This is a genomic window from Polaribacter sp. MED152, assembly GCF_000152945.2.
Classification (GTDB): domain Bacteria; phylum Bacteroidota; class Bacteroidia; order Flavobacteriales; family Flavobacteriaceae; genus Polaribacter.
In genome coordinates this window covers 2,848,448-2,871,746 of sequence record NC_020830.1, presented here as the reverse complement: position 1 = coordinate 2,871,746, position 23,299 = coordinate 2,848,448, and the positions used below count along the sequence as shown (strand labels likewise).

Here is a 23,299-nt window from a genome sequence, read left to right as displayed (position 1 = left end):
TTAAACATTGGTTCTACTTTTGTCTCGTAGGCAAAATAATGGGATTACAACATATTATATTTCTTCTGTAAGAAATCATTCCCCCAAATTAAATCCTGTTTGTTTTGCCTATTAATATTGATTCGTAGAAAGTAACACCAATGTACAAGCTATTTCAGAATCTATATTATTGTCTTTCAACAACTTTACAAACTCCATATTTTCTGTACCAGGATTAAAGATTACCCTTTCTGGTTTTAAATCTATAATGTATTGATAATAATCCTCCTGTCTTTTTGGATTTAAATATAAAGTAACTGTATTGATATCTTTAAAATGTTTACGCTCAGTATCAATAATCACATTTAAAACTTTGCCCTCTCGCAAACCTATAGCTGCAGTTTCTACACCTTTATCTATTAACCTTTTAATAGCAATGTTAGAATATCTATTAGGATTTAATGATGCTCCTACAACCAATGTTTTCTTTCCTTTCATAATCTTCTTTTTCTTAAGAAACAACTTTTTTGTAGAATAACAAAATTTTAACCTCTTCTTCTACCCATTCTATTATTTCTCATCTCTACCATTTTCTCTCTAATGGTTTTTGTATAGTCTACTTTGGTAATTTCTTTTCCATTATCAGGAGCGTCAATTTCTAGTTGTACATCATTGTCTAGAACTATCTCTGTACATAATAAGGTAGTATTTTGTGCGCTAACCTCTAAAATAAATCCAGGCAATCCCCAAAATTCTGCTGGACCTTGTGCCATTGGAATTTGTGGTGTATACCAAGCTTCTACAACTACTAAATTTTCTTCTTGTTCGCCCTCTTTGCCTTCAGGTTTTCTTAGATCTCCCCAAGAGAAATTATACCAATTCAACTCAGAATATGGCACAAATGCTTTAGCTTTATAACAAGTGTAATTTCCAATTTTCTTAGACTCACTTCCTATTGTCCAATCAATCTTATAAAGATCATCTTTAATTAGAAAACGCTTCCCATAAAATTCCTGACTTTGTACCAATTCATTACTAGAAATATTTTTATAATGATCTCCCCTAGTAAAGTATGCGCCCCAAGAATCTGTTGCTCCAGAAATAGCATCAATTTTTTCTTCTTCTTTAAATGATGATTCTGTTTTATTAAACGTTAGTTTATATGTTTTTTCTAATCTATTTTTAAGTCGACTTGCAATTTGTTTTTTCTGTGCTTCACTCATTCTAGCTCCCCAATTACCCAATTCCATTTTAGATTTAGAAATGTAAGTTGCTTTACCACTTAATTTTTGAGCATAACTTCCAGTTACAAAAAACAATGATAATATAAGACTCGTAGCTATTGATTTAAAAACTTTCATAGTTGGTTAATTTAAATTTTGTTTAACAAATCTAATAAAATATTAAACATTATTTAAGATTAATCAATTTATTAACAATATTTTAAGGCTATCTATAATTTTAAATACGCTATTTTTAAAAATCACTAACAAAAAAAGGCTTGTAGTTATACAAGCCTTCTATGTTATGAATTAGATATTTTACCAACGAATTACTACAGAACCCCAAGTAAAACCACTACCGAAAGCAGCCAAAACTACTAAATCATTATCCTTAATTTTGCCTTGCTCCCAAGCTTCTGTTAATGCAATAATTACAGAGGCAGCAGTTGTATTTCCATATTTCTGAATGTTATTATGCACTTTATCGTCTGCCAATTGAAACTTCTTTTGAATAAACTGCGCTATTCTTAAATTAGCTTGATGAGGAATTAACATATCAATATCCTCTTTTTGCAAATTATTGGCTTGTAAACCTTCTACAATGGCTTCAGAAAAACGTACAACAGCATGTTTAAATACAAATTGTCCATTCATGTAAGGAAAGTAAGATTGATCATCTGGATCATTCTCTGCAATAATTTCAGGAACCCATCTACCTGTTGCTGGGCCATCTAACATTAATTCTCTTGCATATTTCCCTTCAGAATGTAAATGAGAAGATAAAATACCTTTTCCTTCCTCCTCACATCTAGATAAAACTGCAGCTCCTGCTCCATCTCCAAAAATTACAGTAACTCCTCTACCTCTAGTAGAACGCTCCAAACCTCCTGAATGATTTTCTGAACCAATCACCAAAATGTTTTTATACATTCCTGTTTTTATAAATTGATCTGCCACTGACATTGAGTAAATAAAACCAGAACATTGGTTTCTTACGTCTAAAGCCCCAATTGTGGGCATATCTAACATGTCTTGCACACGAACTCCACCACCAGGAAAATACATGTCTGGACTTAATGTAGCAAAAATTATAAAGTCGATATCGTCTTTTGTTAAACCTGCTCTCTCAATAGCAATTTTAGCTGCTTTAACTCCCATAGATGAAGTATTATCATCTGTTTTTGGGTCTATCCATCTACGTTCCTTAATACCTGTTCTTTCTTGAATCCATTCATCAGAAGTTTCCATAAATTCCTTTAAGTCATTATTGGTAACAACATTTTCTGGAACGTAATATCCTAAACCAGTAATTTTTGAATTATACATATTATAAAGCGCTAATTTTAATTATTTACTATTTGTAACCAACAAAAATAGTGAATTTTCAATTTATAAACTATTCCTCAAAATTAGATTACTCTGTCATCTTGTCATAATTACAAATTTGGTATTTTTTTTGACTACTTGTACTTCAGAAAATAATATTAAATAACTATAAAATTATGAGTAAAGGAAACATTAATGTATCAGTAGAAAATATTTTTCCACTGATTAAAAAATTCTTGTATTCTGATCATGAAATCTTTTTGAGAGAATTGATTTCAAACGGAACTGATGCTACCACAAAATTAAAACACCTTATTTCTATAGGTGAAGCACAAACTGAATTGGGTAATGCTAAAATTGAAATCAGCATTGATAAAGATGCCAAAACCTTAACCATTAAAGACCAAGGTTTAGGGATGACTGCTGATGAAGTTGAGAAATACATTAACCAAATTGCTTTTTCTGGTGCTGAGGAATTTTTAGATAAATATAAAGACGATAAAAACGAAACTGGTGTAATTGGGCATTTTGGTTTAGGTTTTTACTCTGCATTTATGGTGGCTGATAAGGTTGAAATCTTTACAAAATCTTTTAAAGATGAACCAGCTGCACATTGGACATGTGATGGATCTCCTGAATATACTTTAGTTGAGCATGACAAGTCTGACAGAGGAACAGAAATCGTTTTACACATTGCAGAAGATTCGACTGAATTTTTAGAAGAAGGTAAAATTAGAGGTTTATTAACAAAGTACAATCGTTTTAACCAAGTACCAATTAAGTTCGGAACTAAGAAAGTAAACGATCCAACTCACGAACCAAAAACAACTAAAGATGCTGAAGGTAAAGAAACTACTGAACCTCACAGACAAATTGAAGTTGATGATATTATCAATAATACAGACCCAGCCTGGACTAAAAAACCAGCGGATTTAGAAAAAGAAGATTACGATAATTTCTACAGAGAATTGTATCCAATGCAATTCGAGGAGTCTTTATTCCACATACATTTAAATGTAGATTATCCTTTTAATTTAACAGGTATTTTATTCTTCCCTAAGTTGTCTCAAAACTTAGATATGCAAAAAGATAAAATTCAATTGTACCAAAACCAAGTTTTTGTAACGGATAATGTAGAAGGTATTGTACCTGACTTTTTACAGATGTTAAAAGGTGTAATTGATTCACCAGACATTCCATTAAACGTTTCTCGTTCTTATTTACAAGCAGATGGAGCTGTAAAAAAGATTTCTGGATATATCACTAAAAAAGTGGCAGATAAATTAGCTTCATTATTCAAAAAAGATCGTGAAGATTTTGAGAAAAAATGGAATGACATTAAAGTAATTATTGAGTATGGAATGTTGTCTGAAGATAAATTCTTTGATAAAGCTAAAAAGTTTGCTTTATATCCAACAGTTGCAGATACTTACTTTACGTTTGATGAATTAATTGAAAAAACAAAAGATGCTCAAACTGATAAAGATGGTAACCATGTAATTTTATATGCTTCTAATAAAGATGCACAACACAGTTACATACAAGAAGCTACAGCAAAAGGTTACGAAGTTTTACTTTTAGATTCACCAATTATCTCGCATTTAATGCAAAAATTAGAGGGTGGAGATGCTAAAGTTAAGTTTACAAGAGTAGATGCAGATTTTATAGATAATTTAATTAAGAAAGACGAAAATGTTATTTCTAAATTATCTGATGAAGAAAAAGATAAATTAAAGCCAATTATTGAAGCTGCTGTGCCTAAAGAAACATACACAGTTCAATTAGAAGCTATGGATTCTAACTCATCTCCTTTTATAATTACTGTACCAGAATTTATGCGTAGAATGAAAGAAATGCAAGCATCTGGAGGTGGAGGAATGATGGGAATGGGTAATTTCCCAGATATGTACAACTTAGTTGTAAACACTAACAACCCATTAGTTTCTGAAATTTTAGCAGCTGATGAAGACAAGCAGAAAAATTTAATTTCTCAAGCTTTTGATTTAGCAAAATTATCTCAAAACCTTTTACATGGTGAAGAGTTAACTAATTTTATCAAACGTTCTTATGAGCTAATTAAATAGTTAATACTTTAAGAATTACAGAGCCTCTTTGTGAAAGCAAAGAGGCTTTTTATTTTTAGCCTATTCTATTTTTGGTACATTAGAGTCTACAATTAAATTATTATGAAATTAATACATACAAATCAACTACCAGAAATAGGTACAACTCATAATGAAGCAATCAAGAAAAAAGTATTCATTAAAAAAGAGGAAATACCAAAATTAATGATGTTTGGTTCTGCAACATTTACTCCAGGTCAAGAAGTAGACACCCATAAACATGATACTATGTGTGAGGTTTTCTACATTTTATCTGGTAAAGCTGAGTTTATTGTGAATAGTAAAAAACATAATGTAGTTACTGGTGATTGTATTACTATTGAGCAAGGTGAGTTCCATTCTATGCGCAATCCATTTTTAGAAGATGTTACTTGGGTTTATTTTGGTATTGCCACAGACTAACAATTCTATTTAATCTACCTTTGCTAAAAAATAATTCATGCAGTTTTCTGATATTCCATTAAACAAATCCATACAAAAAGCAATAGCTGAAGCTCGTTTTCACAAACCAACTTTAGTACAAGAAAAAACAATTCCATTAGTTTTAGATAAAAAAAATGTAATTGTTGCTGCGCAAACTGGTACAGGAAAAACAGCTGCTTTTGCATTACCAATTATAAATTTACTATTTGATAAGCAAGATGCAGAGAAAGGAGAAAAAAAAATAAAAGCATTAGTAATTACACCCACTCGTGAATTAGCAATTCAAATTTTAGAAAACTTTAAATCCTACAGTAAATATTCAAACTTAAGAAGTACTGCTGTTTTTGGTGGTGTTTCATTAGAACCACAAAAAGAGATTTTAGCTAAAGGTGTAGATATTTTAGTAGCAACACCTGGTAGATTGATTGATTTGCAAATGCAAGGAAACATTGATTTGAGCCAATTAGAAATCTTTGTGTTAGATGAAGCTGATTTAATGCTAGACATGGGGTTTATCAACGATATAAAAAAGATTGAAAAACTTTGTCCTAGAAAAAAACAAACACTTTTATTTTCGGCAACTATTCCTGAAAAGATTGATGAATTATCAAAAAGTATTGTAAAAAATGCTACAAAAGTTGATATAAATCCTGAGGAAACCACAGCAAAAAATATTGGTCAGTTATTGTATTATTTACCAAAAAAGAATAAAACAGATTTATGTTTACATCTTCTTAGAAATACAATCAATGGTAAAATTATCATTTTTAGACGAACTAAATTTGCCGTAGATAAACTTGAGCAAACTTTAATAAAAAACGGCTATAATGTTGCCAGTATTCATGGTGATAAAACTCAAGGAGTTAGAAACAAAGCCATTGAAGATTTTAAAAGTAAAAAAGCTTCAATTTTAATAGCTACAGATGTTGCTGCAAGAGGTATTGATATTACAAATGTTGATGCTATTATAAATTTTGACATTCCAAATGTACCAGAAATTTACGTACATAGAATTGGTAGAACTGGTAGAGCTGGTAAATCTGGAATTGCATTTTCATTCTGTTCGCCAGATGAAAATAATTACATTGCTTCCATAGAAAATTTAATCGAAAAATCGATTAAGGTTATAGAAGATCATCCTTACCCAATCAACAAACCAAAACATACCAAAAAGCAAGCAAACACTGTTAGTAAACATAAAAAAAGCAGAAAATCTGCAGCTTCTAAGAAGAAGAAAAAACGCTGGTATTAGAGTTAATTTAGCGTTAAAACTTCAAAACTAAATTTAAATCAACCTAAACAATACAAAAATGGAAATCGAATTAAAAGTTTTAAAAACAATTATAGCTAGTCTATTTCTTGTATTCTTAGCATCATGTAACTCAAATACAAAGTTAGAGAAGAAAAATGAAGATCCTTTACAAGGTGTTTGGAAATTAAATGCTTTCTACACCTTAGCAAATGCAGACACCATTGTTAAAGACTACAGCAAAGTGCAGCATAAAATATATTTAAATGGTCACGTATTATGGAATGCAGAAACTGATGCCAATGGCGTAGATTGGAGTGGTTATGGTACCTATACTTTTAAAAATGACACCATCACAGAAACACTTACCTCAACTTCTAAATCTATGAAGAGTAATATTAATACTTACGTAATTCCTATTGATTTCTATACAGATTCTTATAAACAAGTAAATACTTATTATAGAAATGATACCGTATTTAAAAACATCGAAATCTTTACAAAGATTGATTAATTGAGTTAAAATTCAATTTTTATGAGCTAATGTTAGTAAGTCAATTCTCTCCCATTTTTCCATATTATTTGTACTTTTAAATCTCAAAACAAAACCAAAAAGTTATGAAATGGAGAAGTAACAAAAGAAGTTCTAATGTTAACGATAGAAGAGGTGCAAGTTCTGGAAGAGGCTTTAGTGGTGGTGGCTTAGGAGGAATGCTAATTCCTTTACTTCTAAAATTAGTAAGTACCAAAAAAGGATTACTAATAGTAGTAGTAGTTGGTTTGCTAATGTATTTTACAGGTGTAAATCCATTACAATTTCTATCTGGAGGAACAACAAATCAAGTTACAAATACAACATATAAAGGTACTGCTGAAGAAAATGAGTTAGCGGAATTCAGTAATCGCGTTTTAAGAAGCACAGAAGATGTTTGGAACTCCATTTTAAACAATTATCAAGAACCTACGTTAGTCTTATTTACAAATTCAGTTTCTTCTGCTTGTGGCTCAGCATCTAGTGCCACAGGACCTTTCTATTGTCCAGGAGACAATCAATTATATATAGACTTAAGCTTTTTTCAAGAAATGGAATCTCGTTTAAATGCACCTGGAGATTTTGCACAAGCTTATGTAATTGCACATGAAGTGGGTCATCACATTCAAAATTTAATGGGCACAACAGACAAGATGCAACAATTAAGAGGTAGAGTAAGCCAAAAAGAATACAATAAATTCTCTGTAAAATTAGAATTACAGGCAGATTTCTTAGCTGGAGTTTGGGCACATCATGCAAAAAATATGGATTTGATTTTAGACCAAGGTGATTTGCAAGAAGCTCTAAATGCAGCTCATGCAATTGGAGATGATAGATTACAAAAACAATCTTCAGGTAGAGTTGTCCCAGATTCTTTTACTCATGGAACTTCTGCTCAGAGAATGAGATGGTTCAAAAAAGGATTTGACACTGGAGACATCAATCAAGGTGATACGTTTAATGCAACAACTTTATAAATACTACAATGATTTCTATTAGAAAAGCTACTGTAAATGATGTAAAACAACTAGCCATAGTTTCTAAAAAAGCTTTTTTTATACCTCATCAGCATGCAATTCCTAAAGAGATAATGGACAATTATTTAAAGGAAAGTTTTAATGAAGAAACCCTAGCTAAAGAAGTTACTCAAGATAATTATGAATATCATTTAATTTTCTACAAGGATGAATTAGCTGGTTTTTCTAAAATAATTCTGAATACAGAAAATGAGCATATTCCTCATAAAAATGTAACTAAAATGGAGCGCTTGTATTTACTAGAAGAATTTTATGGTTTAGGTTTAGGCAAAAAACTATTTGATTTTAATGTGAATCTCGTTAAAAGAAATAATCAGAAAGGAATCTGGCTCTATGTTTGGATTAAAAATTATCGAGCATTAAAGTTTTATGAAAAAGTTGGTTTCCAAAAAATTGCTTTATACGATTTTCCTATTTCAGATAGAGAAACAAGACCTAATGATGTTCTCTATTTAGATCTAACCTAAATCTCCAATTACTACGCTCTCTTTTTCAGTTATTTTTTTTTGCTATTCAGTTAATCAAATAATAGATATGCGAGTACTTTCGTTATAAAGAAAGTAGATATGAGAAAGACAGCATTAATTACAGGAGCAAGTAGTGGTTTAGGAAAAGAGTTTGCAAAAATTCACGCAAAAAATGGTGGAGATTTAGTTATTGTTGCAAGAAGCAAAGACAAACTACAAAAGCTAAAAGAAAAGTTAGAGAAAAAACATGGTGTACATGTTAGTATAATAGAAAAAGATTTAACCGAGCCAAATGCAGCTCAAGAAGTTTACAATTTTGTGAAGTTCAGCAAAATTGAAATTGATTACTTAATCAATAACGCTGGTTTTGGCGGAATTGGTAAATTTCATGAACGTGCTTGGGCACAAGATTTGGCAATGATTCAATTAAATATTATTGCACTAACTGATTTAACAAGAAAGTTTTTACCCGATTTTGTTGAAAGAAATCAAGGTAAAATTTTAAATGTTTCGTCTACAGCAAGTTTAATGGCTGGGCCCATGCAAGCAGTATATTTTGCTACAAAAGCATTTGTAACCTCATTTAGTAATGCCATAGCAGAAGAATTACATGATACCAAAGTTACAGTAACTACTTTAATGCCAGGAGCAACGAAAACCGATTTTGGTAAAACTTCAGGGATGGATAAAACAGCCCTATTCCAAAATGCTGCAGATTCAAAAGTGGTTGCCCAAGAAGGTTATGATGCAATGTTAGAAGGAGCTTTAGATATAATTTCAGGAGTAAGTTTTCCGCAAAAAGTAATGATGAAAGCAATTCCAATAACACCAAAAAGTATATTATTAAAACAAATTAGAAAAATGCAAGAACCAAAATAGTTAGAACTTTTACCACTTGTATACATCCCTTTTCTTATCAGAAAAGGGATTTTGCTTTTTACGAAATCATGAAGTAAAATCTAAAATACAGATTAATATATGTTAAAAATTTAATGAAAAATGAAGAAGAAAAAAAGATGATGTATATTGTATCCTTTATATCTCAAAAAATTAAAATTTACGATTTCACATGAAAAATATTACATTCTTAGTACTACTTTTTACCACAGTTGTAACTGCGCAAACCGATTTAAAAATTTATAATATTATTGATGCTGTTTCTGAAGACAGAATTAAAGCAGATGTAAAAACACTAACTGAATTTGGAACGAGAAACACTTTTTCTGACACCATTTCTGATACACGTGGAATTGGAGCTGCAAGAAGATGGATTAAAGCTGAATTCAATAAAATATCAAACAATTGTAACAACTGTTTAAATGTCTTTTATCAAAAAGATTTAGTAACTACAGGTATGAGTAAAAGAGTGCCTCATGATGCGTATGTTGTGAATGTGGTTGCAATACAAAAAGGTACAAAATATCCAAACAGATATATTATTATGAGTGGAGATATTGACTCTAGAAATAGCGATGGCTCTAACTTTACCAAAGATGCTCCAGGTGCTAATGATAATGCATCAGGTATGGCTGGTACTATTGAAGCTGCTAGAGTTTTAAGTAAATACAAATTTGAAAGTAGTATAATTTATGTAGGTTTATCTGGAGAAGAACAAGGTCTTTTTGGTGGTGCAGGCTTAGCTAAATATGCAAAAGATAAAGGCTGGGATATTATTGGTATTCTAAACAACGATATGATAGGTAATATCACAGGTGTAGATGGTGTTACAGATAATAGAGCATTTCGAATTTTTTCTGAACCAGTACCTGCTAATGAAACTGAAAGACAAAGAAGAATGCGTAGATTCTATGGTGGTGAAGTAGATGGAATTTCTCGTCAATTGGCTAGATATGTGCATAAAACTACAAAAACGTACATGCCAGAAATGAATCCTATGATGATTTATAGATTAGATAGATTTGGTAGAGGAGGTCATCACAGACCTTTTAATGATTTAGGATTTGCAGGAATTCGAATTATGGAAGCTCATGAAAATTACACACAGCAACATCAAGATATTAGAACTGAAAATGGCATTAAGTATGGAGATACTTTTGAACATGTTAATTTTCCATATGCAAAAAAATTAACGGCTGTAAACGCAATCAACTTGGCTAGTTTAGCTTGGGCACCTGCAGCACCTAAAGTAGTTGAACTTGGTGGTAAAGTTGAGGCTTCTGCAAAACTAAAATGGTCTCCAGTAGAAGGTGCAAAAGGTTATAAAATTTATTGGAGAGACACCACCTCTCCTACTTGGGATAATGCTAGATATGTAGAAGTTACTGAGTTTACTTTAGAAGGTATTGTTATAGACAATTTTTTCTTTGGAGTTGCTGCAGTTGGTGAAAATGGGCATGAAAGTATGGTTGTTTTTCCAAATAAGATAATGAGGTAAAAGTGCGTAATTGTTTTTTCTTACTGATTATTTTGTGCTCATCTTGTGCTCAGAGTCAATTGAACAAAAAGCCTAAGTACATAAAATTTGTAGCAAATAATGATTCTATAGCTGTTGTGGTAAAAACACCTGTTTTAGGCAATTCTTTTCTAAAAATCAGGAATGTAGAAAAGCAAACAGAACGTTATATTGATTTTCAAAACCGAGATTCTATTCGTGTGTTGAAATTTTCAACAACTGAAATAGATACCCTAGCAATTCTTAATAAATACAAGTTCAATTTATATTATGGAGAATCAAATCTTAAAAGCTATGACACCTTATATAATTATGGCTTACCATTTTTAAAAGGAAAACGCTATAAAATACTTCAAGGGCAGAATACCAATTTTACGCATAAAGGTAGTTTTTCTAGGTATGCTATAGATTTTAAAATGAATGTAGGCCAAACTATCTGTGCTATAAGAGATGGATTGGTGGTGAATGTAAAAGAGGATTCAAACAAAGGTGGTAGAAACAAAAAATACCTTAAGGATGGTAATTATCTTGTAATTGCTCATAAAGATGGTACATTTTCGCAATACGTACATCTAAAAAAAGAGGGTGCAATTGTAGCAATTGGAGATACTGTAAAAAAAGGACAGCCTATTGCATATTCTGGAAATACAGGCATGAGTACAGAACCACATTTGCATTTTGCAGTTTACAAACCGACTACAAATGGATTTGTATCTATCCCTTTTATTTTAAATACGCATCCATCTTCTAAATACAAAAAAGGTAGGTATGCAAAGAATAAAATTACGAACGAAGCAATTGCTGAATAGAACTCGCATCTAATTTAGGATTAGCCCCTTTTTTACTTGCCACTAATGCACCAACTGCAGAAGCAAAAACTAAAGCGTGTTGAGGTTTTTCATTATTTAAAATTTTATGAATTAAACCCGCTAAAAAAGAATCGCCTGCACCTACTGTATCTGCCACTTTTACTTTATAACCTTTATGATAATACATTTGATCATCATATAATAACACTGCTCCAGAAGCACCTTTGGTAACACATACATGTCTAGTATTTGTTTCGTGAGCAATAAAACGTAAATTTTCTTCTAATTTTTTAAAAGAAGATTGCATTGCATTTGCAATTTCTATCAATTCTTCTTCGTTCAATTTGATAAAATCTGCTTTCTGCATGAGTTCTATAATAATTTCATAATCATAGAAAGGAGCTCTTAAATTCACATCAAAAACTTTGTAGTTTGCAACTTCTAGCAATTGATACAAAGTAATCTTAGAAATTTGATCTCTTGTTGCTAAACTGCAAAAAATAAAAGCATCAGCCTTTACTGTAGCTTTAAGATTTTCTGTTGTAATTTCAATTTTATCCCAAGCTTTTGGGTAATCTATTGTATAAGTTGCAACACCTTCATTGTCTAGTTTTACAGATACTTTTCCAGTTTTATAATCGTCTAGAATTTGGATAGAATCACCATCTATTGAAGAGTTTTCCAAAAAATCTATGATTTCTTTTCCTAATTGGTCATTGCCTATAGCACTAATTAAAATTATATTATGCTGAAAGGACTTTAAACGATAGGCAACATTCAAAGGCGCTCCTCCAATTTTTTTAATATTAGGAAAAACATCCCACAAAACCTCCCCAAAACAAACTATTTCAGCCATAATTTTAAACCAATTAAACGTAATAAAGATCGTAAAATAATTTAATCATCAATTTTCTGTAAACTTTTGATTACCAATAAAATATTGAAATCATTACCTAAATTTTGGAAAAACACTTTATTGCACTCAATATCGTTAAAATTTTGTTAATCGAAATGTTAAATAAGAGTTTTTATTTCCTTTTTAAAAGTATTACTATTATATTAGAGATAAAAATAAACAACATGAAGAATATATTTATACTAGCCGCATTTTTATTAACAAACACATTGTTTGCTCAGACAAATAATGAATTATCAACAACCATTAATACCGTAAATTTTGAAACGGATATTAAAGAAAATTACTTTTTAGGTGAAAATGATAAACTTTTAAATCTTTTTACAGACGTAAACTTTTTAGATGTAAATTCTAATATGAATACCGAAAGAAAGTTTTTAATTAAATCTATAGAAAAAGAGAGTTTGCTTGCTAATAATTTAAGTAATAAAAGTATTGTGGTTACAAAAAGTAAGAGAAATGTAGATGATGCTAATAGCTTAACTACAGATGTTAAAGGTAATTTTGTAAATACAATTATCGAAGAAAAATTAGCTTTAGAATTACTTAAAAATTTGAATACTAATGAAGCATTAACTTATGGAGATAAAAATACAGCATTGTATATAGAATATAACCAATTGAGAAATAAGTTAATTAAAACTTACGAAATTAGTAAGGATGTTGAGTTTCAAATTGGAAAAAGTGTGTACCCATATCTAAATAAAATTTTAAAAACAGAACTAGATAAAACTTTAAGAAATAGTTTAAACTTATTTGTGATTAACTTCTAATTGATAGATAGTTCACTAAGTGAGACATTTTATTCTTAGCTTGCTAATTATAAAGTGTCTTTTTATTATTTTGCAGCATGAAGGAATTAAAAACGGCCCCATTTACAGTTACACTAATAGATACTTACAATATTTATATTCCATATAACATATTTAGACCTTTTGCGGATCAAAAAATGGGCAGGGTTCAAGTAGAAATTACTCATGAAAATTATCATCTAAAATTTTATGCAGCTGTAAAAAGAGATAAAGGTTCTGGAGATTTTAAAATGATGTTTAGTAAACAAAAGCAAAAAGAACTTCAAATAAATTTGGGTGATTCTTTTACCATGCAACTCTTTGAAGACACCTCTAAATATGGTGTAGATGTACCAGAAGAATTAGAAGAAGTTTTCTTAACTGATTTTGAAGCTTTCACAATTTTTGAAACTTTAACGAAAGGGAAACAAAGAAGTATTATTTATGGAGTGAAAAGATTTAAAACCAGTCAGCAAAAAATAGATAAAGCTCTTATTCTTTGTGAGAATTTAAAACGAAGAAATTTTGATCCTATGAAAATTTTTAAATTAGAATAATACGTTCATCTTCTAAAATTTTCAGTTTCGTTGGCAATAAAATGAACCTAGCTAGACATAAAACAAACGAAACAAAATAAAACGATTTCCAATAAAAAACCCTTCAGTTAAAAAGCTGAAGGGTTTAATTTTAAATTACAATCCGTTTATAAAATTACCATAAGGATCTTTAAATTGAGTTCCTTCAGCAAAACGATATTTGCTTAGTTTCTTAAATTCAACTAATGCCCATAACACAAACTCTTTTACAAAATAAGCATCAGCTTTATTCATGTTTGGTTGATGTTCTTTTAGAAAATCATCTAAAGGTTTAATTTTATCTAACTCTTTTTTGTATGCTTCTTCAGAATAATCATCTAACAATTCAAAATCTTCTTCAGCATTAAAGAACCAAGAAACAATATCATCATAAGGTGTTTCTGCATCTTGCCTTTCTAACTTTTTAATTTCTGGAAAATAAGTTGGGAACAATGTTTTAATTGCTCTTTTTATTAAAGTCTCTGCAACTACTTGAGCACCTTCTTGTTCACCTTCGTAAACCAATTCTACTTTACCTGTAATTGCAGGAATAATTCCATCAAAATCATTTAAACGAATCATGGTTTCTGAATCTCCTGCTAAAATTGCTCTTCTTTCTGCAGTACTTAATAAGTTCTCAAAAGCAGAAATACTTAATCGTGCACTTACACCACTTTTAGCATCTATGTACTCACTATCTCTAGCTTCAAATACAACTTGCTCCAGCAAATCTTTTGCTAACTCAGGTACTTGTATAAATTCTTTCTGAGAAGCTACTTTATTTGCTTCTTGTTGAGTAATGGTTTTAGCAGTTTCAATATCCTCTGGATAATGTGTCAATATTTGTGAACCAATTCTATCTTTCAAAGGAGTTACAATACTACCTCTGTTGGTATAATCTTCAGGATTTGCTGTAAAAACAAATTGCATATCTAAAGGCAATCTTAGTTTAAATCCACGAATTTGAATATCCCCCTCTTGTAAAATATTAAACAATGCAACTTGAATTCTAGCTTGTAAATCTGGTAATTCATTAATCACAAAAATACATCTGTTTGCTCTTGGAATCATTCCATAATGAATTACTCTATCATCTGCATAACTCAACTTTAAATTAGCTGCTTTTATAGGATCTACATCTCCTATAATATCTGCTACAGTTACATCTGGTGTTGCTAATTTTTCTGCAAAACGATCGTTTCTATGTAACCAATAAATTGGTGTATCATCTCCTTTTTCATTAATTAACTCAACTGCAAATCTAGATATAGGCTTTAAAGGATCATCATTAATTTCTGAACCTTCTACAACAGGTATGTATTCATCTAATAAATCTACCATAAGTCTTGCCAAACGTGTTTTGGCTTGACCTCTTAAACCTAATAAATTTATATTATGTTTACTTAAAATAGCTCTTTCTAGTTCTGGAATAACTGTGTTTTCATAACCATGTACTCCTTTAAAAACAGTTTCGTTATTCATCATCTTACTGATTAGATTTTCTCTCAGCTCATCTTTGATCGATTTTGATTCGTAACCTGTTTTTCTTAATTCTCCTAATGTTTTTATATTCTCTAAATTCATCTATCCTCTAATTCTTTTTTTTCTGTTTGTTTCATAATCTTCAAATATCATTTCTCCTAAACCTTTTAAGCCAGTATAAAATGCTTTTCCTTGATTTGCCTGTGTAAATGCCTTTACAAATTGCATTAAGTAAGGATCTTGAGCAATCATAAAAGTGGTTATTGGTATGTGCAATTTTCTAGCTTGTTGAGCCATTGCATAACATTTATTTACAATGTATTTATCTAAGCCATTACTGTTTTTATAATATTGACCATCAGGCAAACGCAAACAGCTTGGTTTACCATCTGTTATCATAAAAATTTGTTTATTGGTGTTTTTCTTTCTGCGCAACAAATCCATAGCTAATTGCAAACCAGCAACAGTATTGGTATGATAAGGCCCTACTTGTAAATAAGGTAAATCTTTAATTTTTATAGTCCAAGCATCATTTCCAAATACTAAAATATCTAAAGTGTCTTTTGGATATCTAGTTGTAATTAATTCAGCCAAAGCCATAGCTACTTTTTTGGCAGGTGTTATTCTATCTTCACCATATAAAATCATAGAATGACTGATATCTATCATTAAAACGGTACTCATTTGGCTTTTATGCAGCGTTTCTTCTACAACCAAATCATTTTCAGACAATGTAAAATCGCCTATGCCATTATTAATTTGAGCATTTCTTATACTCTCTGTCATAGAAACCTTATCTAAATTATCTCCAAACTGATACGCTCTAAAATCTCCTGTATGCTCATCTCCAATTCCTGGTGATTTACTTTTATGATTACCAGAACCACTTCTTTTAATTTTACCAAAAATGTGGTTTAAGGCCTGTTGACGAATTGCTCTTTCTGTTTTAGAGGTTATTGCTGTACCTCCTGTACCATCTGCTTTAATCTCTTCTTTTATATATCCTTTTTTCTTTAAGTCTTCTATGAAATCATCTATAGTATAATTCTCATCAGTTAGCTTATATTCTTTATCTAAAGATCGTAACCAATCTATAGCCTCATCAAAATCACCTGAAGTATGGGTAATTAGTTCCTTAAAAATTTCGAACAATTTTTCGAAAGGAGACTGCTTGTCTGCTTCATAAGTTTTAAAAACAAATCCTTTTCTTTTTATATTTTCTTTCATCACTATAAAAATACGCCTTTAATTAAGCTGATAAAAAATATTAACATTGCTTTAGCATATGTATCAATTAGTTTAATTGATACCTTTAAATAAGTCACTAAATTCAATAATATCAGAAATTTAAACCTATTAATTTTAGTATATAATTAACATTTATGTTGTATTTCTATCCTAACTTGACACATAATTAAAATTAAATCGACATTACAATGAAATCAAACCATTTTCAGAAGTTTAAAATTCTGTGTTCATTTTTAATGGTGTTCGGAATTCTAGGAGTTCCAAACACAAATGCACAGTTTTGGAAAAAGAAAAAAAAGGAAGTTAAAAAAGAGGCTCCTGCCAAAAAAACACCACCTAAAAAGAAAGGTAAAACCATTAAATCACTTACAAAAAGTAGTAAAAAAATAGATGGTTTATTTACCATTTATCAAGATACTGTAACAGGTTCTGTTAAACTATTAGTTAAAAAAGACCAATTAGATAAAGACTTTATTTATTTCTCTCAAATTGCAGATGGTGTAACAGAAGCTAATGCATATAGAGGTTCTTACAATGGTTCTAGCGTATTTCATGTTACAAAATATTTTAATCGTTTAGAATTTATGGCGCCAAATACTGCCTTCTATTTCGATAAGGATAATGCAATTTCTAAATCTTCTGAAGCAAATATTAGTGATGCTGTAATTGCAAGTGGAAAACTATTGGCTTCTGATGAAGAAAAAGGTGAGTATTTAATTGATGCAAATGGATTGTTTTTATCTGAAATATTTACAAGAATTAAGCAACCAAGATTTCCTGGTCAATCTCCTTTTGCGTTTAGCTTAGGTAGATTTGACAAATCGAAATCTAAAATTAACGAGATTAAAAACTATCCAGAAAACACAAATATTAAAACAGAATACGTTTACAGCAATCCAAACGTAATTAATGGTGGTTCTGCGGCAGTTACAGATGGTAGAAATGTTTCTATTAAAGTATTTCACACATTTATGAATATGCCAGAAGATGGCTATGAACCAAGAATGGATGATGCTAGAGTTGGGTATTTCTTAACGCAAACAAATGATATGACTACCACAGAAACTGTAAATTATAGAGATATGATTCACAGATGGAGATTGGTAAAGAAAAATCCGGAAGCAGCTATTTCTGAGCCTGTAACGCCTATTACTTGGTGGATGGAAAAATCAACACCTGTAGAATGGAGAGAAACCATTAAAGAAGGTGTTTTAGCTTGGAACGAAGCTTTTGAAAAAGCTGGCTTTAATAATGCTATGGTTGTTAAAATGCAACCAGATGATGCTACTTGGGATGCTGGAGATGTAAGATACAATGTTTTACGTTGGACATCTTCTCCTAATCCACCTTTTGGAGGTTATGGACCTAGTTTTGTAAACCCAAGAACTGGTGAAATTTTAGGAGCAGATATTATGCTAGAATATGTGCACTTTACAAATAGAGTTTTTGCTGATGAATTATATAATAACGCTGCTGCCAATATGCATTTAGAAACATCTGCTGAATTAAGAGCTAAGAAATATTTAGCTAAAAACAACTTATTATTGTGTTCTGCAGGACATATCATGCACGAAAACTTACAGTTAGGTACTGCAGTTTTACAAGCTACAGGTGCTTCTGAGTTGGATATGGAAGGTATCAAAAAAGAAGGAATGAAATCTTTAATTATGCACGAAGTTGGGCATACTTTAGGTTTAAATCATAATATGAAAGCGAGTCAAGTATATTCTCCTGAACAATTGGCAGATGCTAACTTTATTAAAGGAAAAGCACTTACAGGTTCTGTAATGGATTATGCAGGAATTAACATTACTAATGACAGAAGCAAACAAGGACAGTACTATGATATGGCTGTTGGGCCATATGATATTTGGGCTATTCAGTTTGGGTATACTCCTTTTAAAAATGCATCAGAAAGAGAAGCTTTATTAGAAAGATCTACAGAACCAGAATTAATTTTTGGTAATGATGCAGATGATATGCGTTCTCCAGGTAAAGCAATTGACCCTCGAGTAATGATTGGTGATTTATCTAATGATCAAATTACATACTCTATCAACAGATTTGAGCTTGTAAATGATATGATGAAAAATCTTAAAAATCAGTTTACTAAAAAAGGTGAAACTTATGAAGATTTAAGAAGAGCTTACTATACTTTGCATAACCAAACCAGAATTGCAGGTGGCGTAGTTTCTAGATTCATTGGTGGAGTTTACGTAGACAGATCTACTTATGGACAAGAAGGTGGTACGCAACCTTACACACCTGTATCCAAAGAAGATCAAAAAAGAGCTATGGATGCTTTAGACAAATACATATTTGCCCCAGATGCATTCAGCACTCCAAATGAAGTATATAATTATCTAGCAAGACAAAGAAGAGGATATAATTTCTTTGGAGGTCCAGAAGATCCAAAAATTCATGAGCAAGTACTAGGCTATCAAACAAGTGTTTTAGCACATATCATGCATCCAAACACACTACAAAGGTTATCGAACTCTGAGCTTTATGGAAACGAATACAAGCTATCAACATTCATGACAGATTTAAACAATATGATGTTTAAGCCAGACATTTACGGTAGTGTGAATTCTTTCCGTCAAAATTTACAAGCAGTGTATACCAAACGTTTAATTGCTATGGTTACTGGTAGAACTAGCTCTCGTTTTTCGGTAGCTTCTAAGTCTATGGCCATTTATAATTTAAATGCCATTAAAAGTTGGGTTAGCAATGGTAAAGGTGATGTAGCAACAAAAGCTCACAAAAATCATTTAAAAACGTTGATTACAAACGCAATGAAAGAAATAAAATAATTTTTAAGAATTATTTATTAGAAACCGTAATCTTTTCGATTACGGTTTTTTTTATCTTTACATATGGCAAAAATTTTAATTTCTGGTGGTACAGGTTTAGTAGGTACTCAATTAACAAAATTACTCTTAGAAAAAGAACATTCAGTAAACATTCTTACAAGAACACCTGATGCTTCTAACGAATTTAAATGGGATATATCTAAGCAAACCATAGATGTTGATGCTTTTAAGGATGTTGAATATATTATTCATTTGGCAGGCGCAGGTATTGCTGATGAAAGATGGTCAGATAAAAGAAAAAAGGTAATTATTGATAGTAGAGTAGATTCTGCAAACCTACTGTTTAGCAAAGTAAAAGCATTGAACTTGCCTTTAAAAGGTTTTATATCAGCTTCAGGAAGTGGATATTATGGAGCGATAACTAGCGATAAAATTTTTGAAGAAAATGATGCTGCAGGCAATGATTTTTTGGGTGAGGTTTGTGAAAAATGGGAAGCAGCTGCACTTCAATTTGAAAGTATAAATATTCCTGTTTCAATTTTAAGAACAGGTATTGTTTTATCTAGAACTGGTGGTGCTTTAGAAAAAATGAAAACACCTGTAATTGCAGCTTTAGGTTCTGGTAAACAATATATGCCATGGATACATCTTGATGATTTATGCCAAATGTATATACATCAAATTGAAGAAAATGTAAACGGAGTTTTTAATGCTGTAGCTCCTGAGCATCATACAAGCACAACATTTTCTAAACAACTAGCAAAAAGTGTTTCTAGACCTTATGTTGGAATTAATGTACCTAGTTTTATGCTGAAACTAGCTTTTGGAGACATGGCTAAAATTTTACTAGAAGGCAGCAGACTAGCATCAGATAAAATTAGAAAACACAAATTTACCTTTCAATTTCCAGAATTAGCTGAAGCCTTAAATAACTTATTTAAAAAGTAGTAGAAATATTCAAATCTACTTCACTCCAAGTTTTAGAGATACCATCTGAACCCTTGTGTAAATCTTGACAAACCTTATTTAAAGAGGCCAATGCTTTACCAGCATTCCAGGTATTTATGTCTATAATAGCTTTCATATTGAATTCATTTCTATGAATGGTATATGTAAAAGGTACTGCCTGAGTTTCTCCATTCATGGTAATGTTGGCAATTCCATTACTATCATCAACCAATTTTAAATCTCCAGAAAGAAGCTTAGTATTGTTCATTACACCAAAAAAGAATTTCTTAATCTTGTAATCTCTACTAGAATCTTTTGTAATTAAGCCACTTACTGGTATTGAAAACTCAGTATTGTTAATTGCTTCTTTTATGTTAGCTCCTTCACCTCCATGAGTAATATCAATTTTCTTAAAAGAACCAGCAACCCCAATTTTCTCTGTGGTTTTATATGCTGTGAATTTTATATTAGTTTTAGCGTTAGCTACACTAAAAGCTGCAGTACTTTTCTTAGGTTCAGTTGTTGTAAGAGTAGTTTTAGTAGTGGACTCACTCTCTGATTTGCAAGATGTTAAATTGAATACTAATACACATGCAAAAATTGTAACTAATACTTTTTTCATAATCTAACTATCTTTATTTTTTTGTAAAATTTGATTTGCTAATTCTATATACTTCTCTTTAGCTTCATCTGAAGACATACCTTTCAACTGCATCCACGCATTAAATTTAAAGCCACTTCTTACATCTAAACCACTGTTAAACGAAAAGTTATTTCCAAAGTTTGCTTGCTTATGATAAGCATACAGTTGCAACATTAAATCTGGTGCAATCGTTTTTTTAAGCTTAGACAGTTTTTGAAAAGCATCATTAAAATTTTGATCTAAATCTTTAATAACTTCTATTTTTCTGCAATCACTTGTGTACCTCCTTTTACTTTATCTCCTAAACTAACATTTAGTTTAGTTCCTAAAGGAAAATACAAATCTACTCGTGAACCAAATTTGATAAAACCTGCATCTGTACCTTGAACCACTTCTTCACCTTCAATGGCATAATTTACAATTCTTTTGGCTAGTGCACCTGCAATTTGTCTGTATAAAACATCTCCAAAACTATCATTATGAATTACAATGGTGGTTCTTTCATTATCTGTAGAAGCTTTAGGATGCCAAGCTACCAAGTATTTTCCTGGATGATATTTGCTGTATTTAATCTTACCACTCATGGCGTATCTTGTAACATGCACATTAATTGGAGACATAAATATTGATACCTGTAATCTTTTGTCTTTAAAATATTCTGGTTCTTCTACCTCTTCTATCACTACAACTTTACCATCTACAGGCGCAACAATTGTATTTTCATTTAATTGTGCTATTCTTTTAGGGTTTCTAAAAAACTGCAAAACGATTATAAGAAACGCTACTGCCAATATTTGAATTGACTTTGTAACCCAAACAATATCAATAAATTTTTCTGCCAATAAAATAGCAGCAATTACAATGATGAATGTAATTACAATAATTTTGTAACCTTCTTTATGAAAACGAATCATGCTTTAAATTATATAATTAATAAACAAATATACAAAGGGTGCAGCAAATAGTAAACTATCTAGCCTGTCTAAAATTCCTCCATGACCAGGCATAATGTTTCCACTATCTTTAAGACCTGCTTGTCTTTTAAATTTAGATTCTACTAGATCGCCTGTTGTACCTAATACAGAAACCAAAACACCTATAATTAGCCAATGCAGCATAGAGAAATCTAAATTAAACTTACTAATTAGTAATGCCGCTAATAGTGAAAAAACCAATCCTCCAACAAAACCTTCTATTGTTTTTTTAGGAGATACTGATGGAAAAAGTTTATGTTTCCCAAAATTTTTACCGATTAAAAATGCAAAAGAATCGTTTACCCAAATTAATGATAAAATACTGATCATTAAATATGGATGAAAACTGTTCTCGTAAAATGGTAACAAGACCAAAAAACACATTGAGAAAATAACATACCTGTAAGTTAACCCAAGTTTTTGCCTGTTATCTTTATAATTGATTTCTTTTTTTACAAATAGTTGATAAACTAAGTAGGTAGATGATAGCAACGTTATAGTAAGAATACCTATTGAAGCGTAGCTATATTGCCTACTAATTAAAAGGTATAAGGTTAAAGGAAATAAAATATATGCAGCGTAGTTTTTTAGGGCGATGAGTTTAGAAAACTCCCAAATGCATAAAAAACCAAAAAGTGTAATTAAAACAATATAAGACTCTTTAGAAAAGAGAATAGCAGAAATAAAAATAAGGACATAAATAATTCCAGAAAAACTCCTTCTTAAAAGGTTGCGCATATTATAAATCTTCAAACAACAGCAAATATAGGTTTTTTGAGTTATTGTTGCCATAGTTTAAAAAATTATCATCAACATTCTGAGTGTTGTAATTTTTTATTGAAGATATGTTTGTAGGCAAGTTATTTGCGTATTTTGTTTTGATTCCTGTAAGGCCTTGTCCTGTGTCTTTAACTAATTGACTGGTAGTTGCGTAAACAATAAAATTATTGGTATAATCTTTAAGTTTTGTACTTTTTAATTGATTCGATGAGAATAAAACATCACCATTATCTGCTATTAAATGTTCACAAGTTGTAAAAGCAGGTAGGTCTGAATTGGTATTTGTAGCTATTGTAACCTCTTTATGGTTTACAATAGACTTTAATTTTGGATTTAACAACTGTACAGCATTCCAATTATTTTCTGATAGAATGTTGGCAAAATTAGTTTTTACATCTGCCTCACTTGTGCAGTAAAGAAACTTACCCCCTTTATTCACAAAGTTGTGTACAAACAAATCATCAAGAGATAAATTTACCTCTTGATTTTGTATTTGTTTATCCTCTTTAATTGGGATATTAAAAAGTTTCTTTAAAAAATCCATTAAA

Annotated in this window: 24 protein-coding genes; 13 read left to right on the top strand and 11 right to left on the bottom strand. The window is 30.6% G+C overall.

Annotation, left to right across the window (positions count from 1 at the left end; all coding sequences use genetic code 11):
* Positions 1-111: 111 nt before the first annotated feature.
* The 3 genes from MED152_RS12880 to MED152_RS12870 form a co-directional block, all read right to left on the bottom strand.
* On the bottom strand, positions 112-477 hold the full coding sequence (locus MED152_RS12880; RefSeq protein WP_015482335.1) for a CoA-binding protein: 366 nt from the start codon (positions 475-477) through the stop codon (positions 112-114).
* Positions 478-524: 47 nt separating this feature from the next.
* On the bottom strand, positions 525-1,340 hold the full coding sequence (locus MED152_RS12875; protein WP_015482334.1) for a GLPGLI family protein: 816 nt from the start codon (positions 1,338-1,340) through the stop codon (positions 525-527).
* Positions 1,341-1,520: 180 nt separating this feature from the next.
* A complete protein-coding gene (locus tag MED152_RS12870) occupies positions 1,521-2,528 on the bottom strand; it encodes a 3-oxoacyl-ACP synthase III family protein (RefSeq protein ID WP_015482333.1) in 1,008 nt (335 codons plus the stop codon).
* A 176-nt stretch (positions 2,529-2,704) separates the two neighbouring features.
* On the opposite strand from MED152_RS12870, the gene htpG reads away from it, so the two are divergent.
* The 9 genes from htpG (at position 2,705) to MED152_RS13875 (ending at position 11,581) form a co-directional block, all read left to right on the top strand.
* Positions 2,705-4,612, top strand: a complete 1,908-nt coding sequence (gene htpG / locus MED152_RS12865) for a molecular chaperone HtpG (RefSeq protein WP_015482332.1) — start codon at positions 2,705-2,707, stop codon at positions 4,610-4,612.
* Positions 4,613-4,714: 102 nt separating this feature from the next.
* Positions 4,715-5,053: a cupin domain-containing protein gene (locus MED152_RS12860; RefSeq protein WP_015482331.1), complete on the top strand. Its 339-nt coding sequence runs from the start codon at positions 4,715-4,717 to the stop codon at positions 5,051-5,053.
* A gap of 37 nt (positions 5,054-5,090) precedes the next feature.
* On the top strand, positions 5,091-6,326 hold the full coding sequence (locus tag MED152_RS12855) for a DEAD/DEAH box helicase (RefSeq protein WP_015482330.1): 1,236 nt from the start codon (positions 5,091-5,093) through the stop codon (positions 6,324-6,326).
* Positions 6,327-6,384: 58 nt separating this feature from the next.
* Positions 6,385-6,837 (top strand): hypothetical protein, encoded by a 453-nt coding sequence (locus MED152_RS12850; RefSeq protein WP_015482329.1) that lies wholly within the window; start codon positions 6,385-6,387, stop codon positions 6,835-6,837.
* 104 nt (positions 6,838-6,941) lie between these two features.
* On the top strand, positions 6,942-7,832 hold the full coding sequence (locus tag MED152_RS12845) for a neutral zinc metallopeptidase (protein ID WP_015482328.1): 891 nt from the start codon (positions 6,942-6,944) through the stop codon (positions 7,830-7,832).
* Positions 7,833-7,840: 8 nt separating this feature from the next.
* Positions 7,841-8,359 (top strand): GNAT family N-acetyltransferase, encoded by a 519-nt coding sequence (locus tag MED152_RS12840; protein WP_015482327.1) that lies wholly within the window; start codon positions 7,841-7,843, stop codon positions 8,357-8,359.
* A gap of 99 nt (positions 8,360-8,458) precedes the next feature.
* Positions 8,459-9,238 carry an SDR family oxidoreductase gene (locus tag MED152_RS12835; RefSeq protein ID WP_015482326.1) on the top strand — a complete coding sequence of 260 codons (780 nt, stop codon included), beginning with the start codon at positions 8,459-8,461 and terminating at the stop codon, positions 9,236-9,238.
* Between the two features lie 190 nt (positions 9,239-9,428).
* Positions 9,429-10,754, top strand: a complete 1,326-nt coding sequence (locus MED152_RS12830) for a M28 family peptidase (protein WP_015482325.1) — start codon at positions 9,429-9,431, stop codon at positions 10,752-10,754.
* Positions 10,755-10,813: 59 nt separating this feature from the next.
* Complete coding sequence (locus MED152_RS13875) at positions 10,814-11,581, top strand: M23 family metallopeptidase (RefSeq protein WP_015482324.1); 768 nt, start codon at positions 10,814-10,816, stop codon at positions 11,579-11,581.
* Here the strand turns inward: MED152_RS13875 and MED152_RS12820 are convergent.
* Positions 11,556-12,437, bottom strand: a complete 882-nt coding sequence (locus tag MED152_RS12820) for a carbohydrate kinase (protein ID WP_015482323.1) — start codon at positions 12,435-12,437, stop codon at positions 11,556-11,558. The genes MED152_RS13875 and MED152_RS12820 overlap by 26 nt on opposite strands.
* A 224-nt stretch (positions 12,438-12,661) precedes the next feature.
* On the opposite strand from MED152_RS12820, the gene MED152_RS12815 reads away from it, so the two are divergent.
* Positions 12,662-13,270 (top strand): hypothetical protein, encoded by a 609-nt coding sequence (locus tag MED152_RS12815; RefSeq protein WP_015482322.1) that lies wholly within the window; start codon positions 12,662-12,664, stop codon positions 13,268-13,270.
* Positions 13,271-13,347: 77 nt separating this feature from the next.
* Positions 13,348-13,845, top strand: a complete 498-nt coding sequence (locus MED152_RS12810; RefSeq protein ID WP_015482321.1) for a YdeI/OmpD-associated family protein — start codon at positions 13,348-13,350, stop codon at positions 13,843-13,845.
* 135 nt (positions 13,846-13,980) lie between these two features.
* Here MED152_RS12810 and MED152_RS12805 read toward each other — a convergent pair whose 3' ends face one another.
* Both MED152_RS12805 and MED152_RS12800 read right to left on the bottom strand, forming a co-directional pair.
* Positions 13,981-15,447 (bottom strand): magnesium chelatase, encoded by a 1,467-nt coding sequence (locus MED152_RS12805; RefSeq protein ID WP_015482320.1) that lies wholly within the window; start codon positions 15,445-15,447, stop codon positions 13,981-13,983.
* Positions 15,448-16,572: a VWA domain-containing protein gene (locus MED152_RS12800; protein WP_015482319.1), complete on the bottom strand. Its 1,125-nt coding sequence runs from the start codon at positions 16,570-16,572 to the stop codon at positions 15,448-15,450.
* 209 nt (positions 16,573-16,781) lie between these two features.
* Between MED152_RS12800 and MED152_RS12795 the strand changes: the two genes are divergently transcribed.
* Both MED152_RS12795 and MED152_RS12790 read left to right on the top strand, forming a co-directional pair.
* Entirely contained in the window at positions 16,782-19,406 is a 2,625-nt protein-coding gene (locus tag MED152_RS12795; RefSeq protein WP_041383700.1) for a zinc-dependent metalloprotease, read from the top strand.
* A gap of 63 nt (positions 19,407-19,469) precedes the next feature.
* The gene (locus MED152_RS12790; RefSeq protein ID WP_015482317.1) at positions 19,470-20,354 is read left to right on the top strand and encodes a TIGR01777 family oxidoreductase; all 885 of its coding nucleotides are present in this window, start codon (positions 19,470-19,472) and stop codon (positions 20,352-20,354) included.
* On the opposite strand, the gene MED152_RS12785 is transcribed toward MED152_RS12790, so the two are convergent.
* The 5 genes from MED152_RS12785 to MED152_RS12765 form a co-directional block, all read right to left on the bottom strand.
* Entirely contained in the window at positions 20,344-20,976 is a 633-nt protein-coding gene (locus MED152_RS12785) for a YceI family protein (RefSeq protein ID WP_015482316.1), read from the bottom strand. The genes MED152_RS12790 and MED152_RS12785 overlap by 11 nt on opposite strands.
* Positions 20,977-20,979: 3 nt before the next feature.
* Positions 20,980-21,186: an acyl-CoA-binding protein gene (locus MED152_RS12780; RefSeq protein ID WP_238559171.1), complete on the bottom strand. Its 207-nt coding sequence runs from the start codon at positions 21,184-21,186 to the stop codon at positions 20,980-20,982.
* A gap of 68 nt (positions 21,187-21,254) precedes the next feature.
* Positions 21,255-21,911, bottom strand: coding sequence for a phosphatidylserine decarboxylase family protein (locus MED152_RS12775; protein WP_015482314.1), 657 nt, complete (start codon positions 21,909-21,911; stop codon positions 21,255-21,257).
* A gap of 3 nt (positions 21,912-21,914) precedes the next feature.
* Positions 21,915-22,709, bottom strand: coding sequence for a phosphatidate cytidylyltransferase (locus MED152_RS12770; protein ID WP_015482313.1), 795 nt, complete (start codon positions 22,707-22,709; stop codon positions 21,915-21,917).
* Position 22,710: 1 nt separating this feature from the next.
* The gene (locus MED152_RS12765; protein WP_015482312.1) at positions 22,711-23,295 is read right to left on the bottom strand and encodes a hypothetical protein; all 585 of its coding nucleotides are present in this window, start codon (positions 23,293-23,295) and stop codon (positions 22,711-22,713) included.
* Between the last annotated feature and the right edge of the window lie 4 nt (positions 23,296-23,299).